The organism is Bradyrhizobium sp. Leo170, from assembly GCF_004296405.1.
GTDB lineage: Bacteria > Pseudomonadota > Alphaproteobacteria > Rhizobiales > Xanthobacteraceae > Bradyrhizobium.
This window is the reverse complement of record NZ_PSRR01000578.1, coordinates 1-2866: the sequence shown is the minus strand read 5'-3', so window position 1 is coordinate 2866 and position 2866 is coordinate 1. Positions and strand designations below refer to the sequence as shown.

The following is a 2866-nucleotide window of genomic DNA, read 5'->3' as shown; positions in this document are numbered from 1 at the left end:
CCAGCATGCGCCGATGCAGTGTCCCCGGATTACGCTGCGCTCCATCCGGGCTACGAATGCTATTGATTGCGAACTTGTAGGGTGGGCAAAGCGCACGTGCCCACCTTTCTTGCACCGAACTTGGATGGTGGGCACGCTACGCTTTGCCCACCCTACGCATCCCCCGCTCAGTGCAGCTTCTGCAATTCTTTCAGGATTGCTTCGCCCATCTGCGTGGTCGAGGCTGATGTCGTGCCTTCGGACTTGATGTCTGCAGTACGCAATCCGCTTGCGAGCACGGCGGCGATGGCGGCATCGAGCTTGTCGGCGAGCGTGCCCAAATCGAAGGAATAGCGCAGCGCCATCCCGAACGAGGCGAGCATCGCGATCGGGTTGGCGAGGCCTTGGCCTGCGATATCCGGCGCCGAGCCGTGGACCGGTTCATACAGCGCCTTGCGCTTGCCGCTCTTCGCATCGGTCTCGCCGAGCGAAGCCGACGGCAGCATGCCGAGCGAGCCGGTGAGCATCGCCGCGATGTCGGACAGCATGTCGCCGAACAGATTGTCGGTGACGATGACGTCGAACTGCTTCGGCCATTTCACCAGCATCATGCCGCCGGAATCGGCGAGCTGATGCTCGAGCGTCACCTCGGGGTATTCGCGCTTGTGCACCTGGGTGACGACCTCGTTCCAGAGCACGCCAGACTTCATGACGTTGCGCTTCTCCATCGAGGTCACCTTGTTGCGGCGCTTCTTCGCAAGGTCGAAGGCGACGCGGGCGATGCGCTCGATCTCGTAGGTGTCATAGACCTGGGTATCGATGGCGCGCTTCTGGCCATTGCCGAGATCGGTGATGGTCTTCGGCTCGCCGAAATAGACCCCGCCGGTAAGCTCGCGCACGATCATGATATCGAGCCCCTCGACCGCCTCGCGCTTCAGGCTGGAGGCATCGGCGAGCGCCGGATAGCACACGGCGGGCCGCAGATTGGCGAACAGGCCGAGATCCTTGCGCAGCCGCAACAGGCCGGCCTCGGGCCGCACCTCATAGGGGACGCTGTCCCATTTCGGCCCGCCGACGGCACCGAAGATCACGGCATCGGCGGCTTTCGCCTTGGCCATGTCCGCTTCCGAGATTGAGACCTTGTGCGCGTCATAGGCGGCACCCCCGACCAGCCCCTCTTCGGTCTCGAAAACAGCGATACCTTCCGCCTTGAGCCAGCCGATCAGGCGCTTCACCTCCGCCATCACTTCGGGGCCGATGCCGTCGCCGGGCAGGAGCAGGAGCTTGTGGGTCGCCATGGGGTTTTCGCCTTGAGATCTAAGGAAATCCGCGCGGAGTGCTAAAGCGCTGTTGCGCGGTTGGCAAGACACCATTCCCGGAGCTGGCCTGTGCAAGCACGGCCAGGCCTGCCACAATGCGGCTCCGCCGGAGTTCTCAGTGAAAGCCCCCGACCTTGCCTCATCTTCCGCGCACCCCGCGCGGCTAATTCTGATGCTGTCGCTGGCGCCGACCGCGGGGCTCGGCATCGGCCGCTTCGCCTATTCGCTGGTGCTGCCTGATATGCGCGAGCAGCTCGTGTGGTCCTATTCCGCGGCCGGCTTCATGAACACGATCAACGCTGCCGGCTATCTGATCGGCGCGCTGCTGGCCGCGCGGCTGATCCGGCGGTTCGGGCTGGTGGCGTCGGTACGCTGGGGAACGCTGGCCTGCGTGGTGTCGCTCGCGCTTTGCGCCATCACCGGGAACTTCGTGGTGCTGAGCTTCGCGCGGCTGCTCGCCGGCCTTGGGGCTGCGGCCGGCTTCGTCGGCGGCGGCGCGCTTGCGGCGATGATCGCGCAGACGCGGCCCGAACGCGCCAATTTCCTGCTCAGCCTGTTCTATGCCGGGCCCGGCAGCGGCATCCTGCTGTCAGGGCTGGTGGCGCCATTCGTGCTGCAATGGTTCGGCCCGGGCTCGTGGTGGATCGTATGGTGGGCGATGACGCTGCTCGCGGCCATCATGACCATTCCGCTGTGGCTCGCATCCTTCCGGTCCGATGCCATGACCAGGCAGGAGTCCGCGACGAAGTTCGCGATTGCGCCGGTCGTGATCTATCTCGCCGGCTATTTCCTGTTCGGCGCCGGCTATATCGCCTACATGACGTTCATGATCGCCTATGTGCGCGACGTCGGCGGCGGCGCGCTGGCGCAAAGCGCATTCTGGAGCTTGATCGGGCTGAGCGCTTTCGTGACACCGTGGGCGTGGCGAGGCGTGCTTGGTCTCAACCGCGGCGGGCTTGCCACCACGATCATCCTCGGCGTCAACGCGATCGGCGCCGGACTGCCGATTTTCGGACACTCGCCGCTGTTGCTCGCGGTCTCCGCCCTGGTGTTCGGCGTTGCCTTCTTCGCGGTGGTGGGATCGACCACCGCCTTCGTGCGCTTCAACTATCCGCCATCGTCCTGGCCGACCGCGATCGCCGCGCTGACGGTCTCGTTCGGGATCGGCCAGACCATCGGACCGATTGTCGTCGGCGCGATCACCGATGCCGCCGGCAGCCTGTCGTTCGCGCTGAACATATCGGCAGCGATGCTGGCGCTCGGCGCGGTGCTATCGGCGTTCCAGCGGAGGCTGGAAGTGAAAACATAGAGCGGTCGCGCTTTCTCCGGCAGAGGCCGTAGGATGGGCAAAGGCGCGCTTCGCGCCGTGCCCACCATCCAGCACCGCGCTCGCGATGGTGGGCACGCTTCGCTTTGCCCACCCTACGGCGTGCCCAAATTTTGATTCAGTTGTCAAACAGCGGAGAGGATGTGAGTCCACGTTCTCGCGGCGCTTTGCGCCCGAGGTTTGCGTCGCTGTTACCCTCTGAAAATGTAGAGGGCGCAGGGAAAGCCGGGTGCCGGTTGCA

At 64.7% G+C, this 2866-nt stretch carries 2 protein-coding genes; one reads left to right on the top strand and one right to left on the bottom strand.

Features of this window, described 5'->3' with window-relative positions; genetic code table 11:
• Window positions 1-167: 167 nt before the first annotated feature.
• Window positions 168-1277 carry a 3-isopropylmalate dehydrogenase gene (leuB, locus tag CWO89_RS42630; protein WP_130584184.1) on the bottom strand — a complete coding sequence of 370 codons (1110 nt, stop codon included), beginning with the start codon at window positions 1275-1277 and terminating at the stop codon, window positions 168-170.
• 193 nt (window positions 1278-1470) lie between these two features.
• Between leuB and CWO89_RS42625 the strand changes: the two genes are divergently transcribed.
• On the top strand, window positions 1471-2607 hold the full coding sequence (locus CWO89_RS42625; RefSeq protein WP_130584185.1) for a YbfB/YjiJ family MFS transporter: 1137 nt from the start codon (window positions 1471-1473) through the stop codon (window positions 2605-2607).
• Window positions 2608-2866 lie beyond the last annotated feature (259 nt).

Coding starts and splice junctions, on each gene's coding strand:
- leuB (WP_130584184.1), bottom strand. CDS start 1,277: ATGGCGACCCACAAGCTCCTGCTCCTGCCCGGCGACGGCATCGGCCCC.
- CWO89_RS42625 (WP_130584185.1), top strand. CDS start 1,471: ATGCTGTCGCTGGCGCCGACCGCGGGGCTCGGCATCGGCCGCTTCGCC.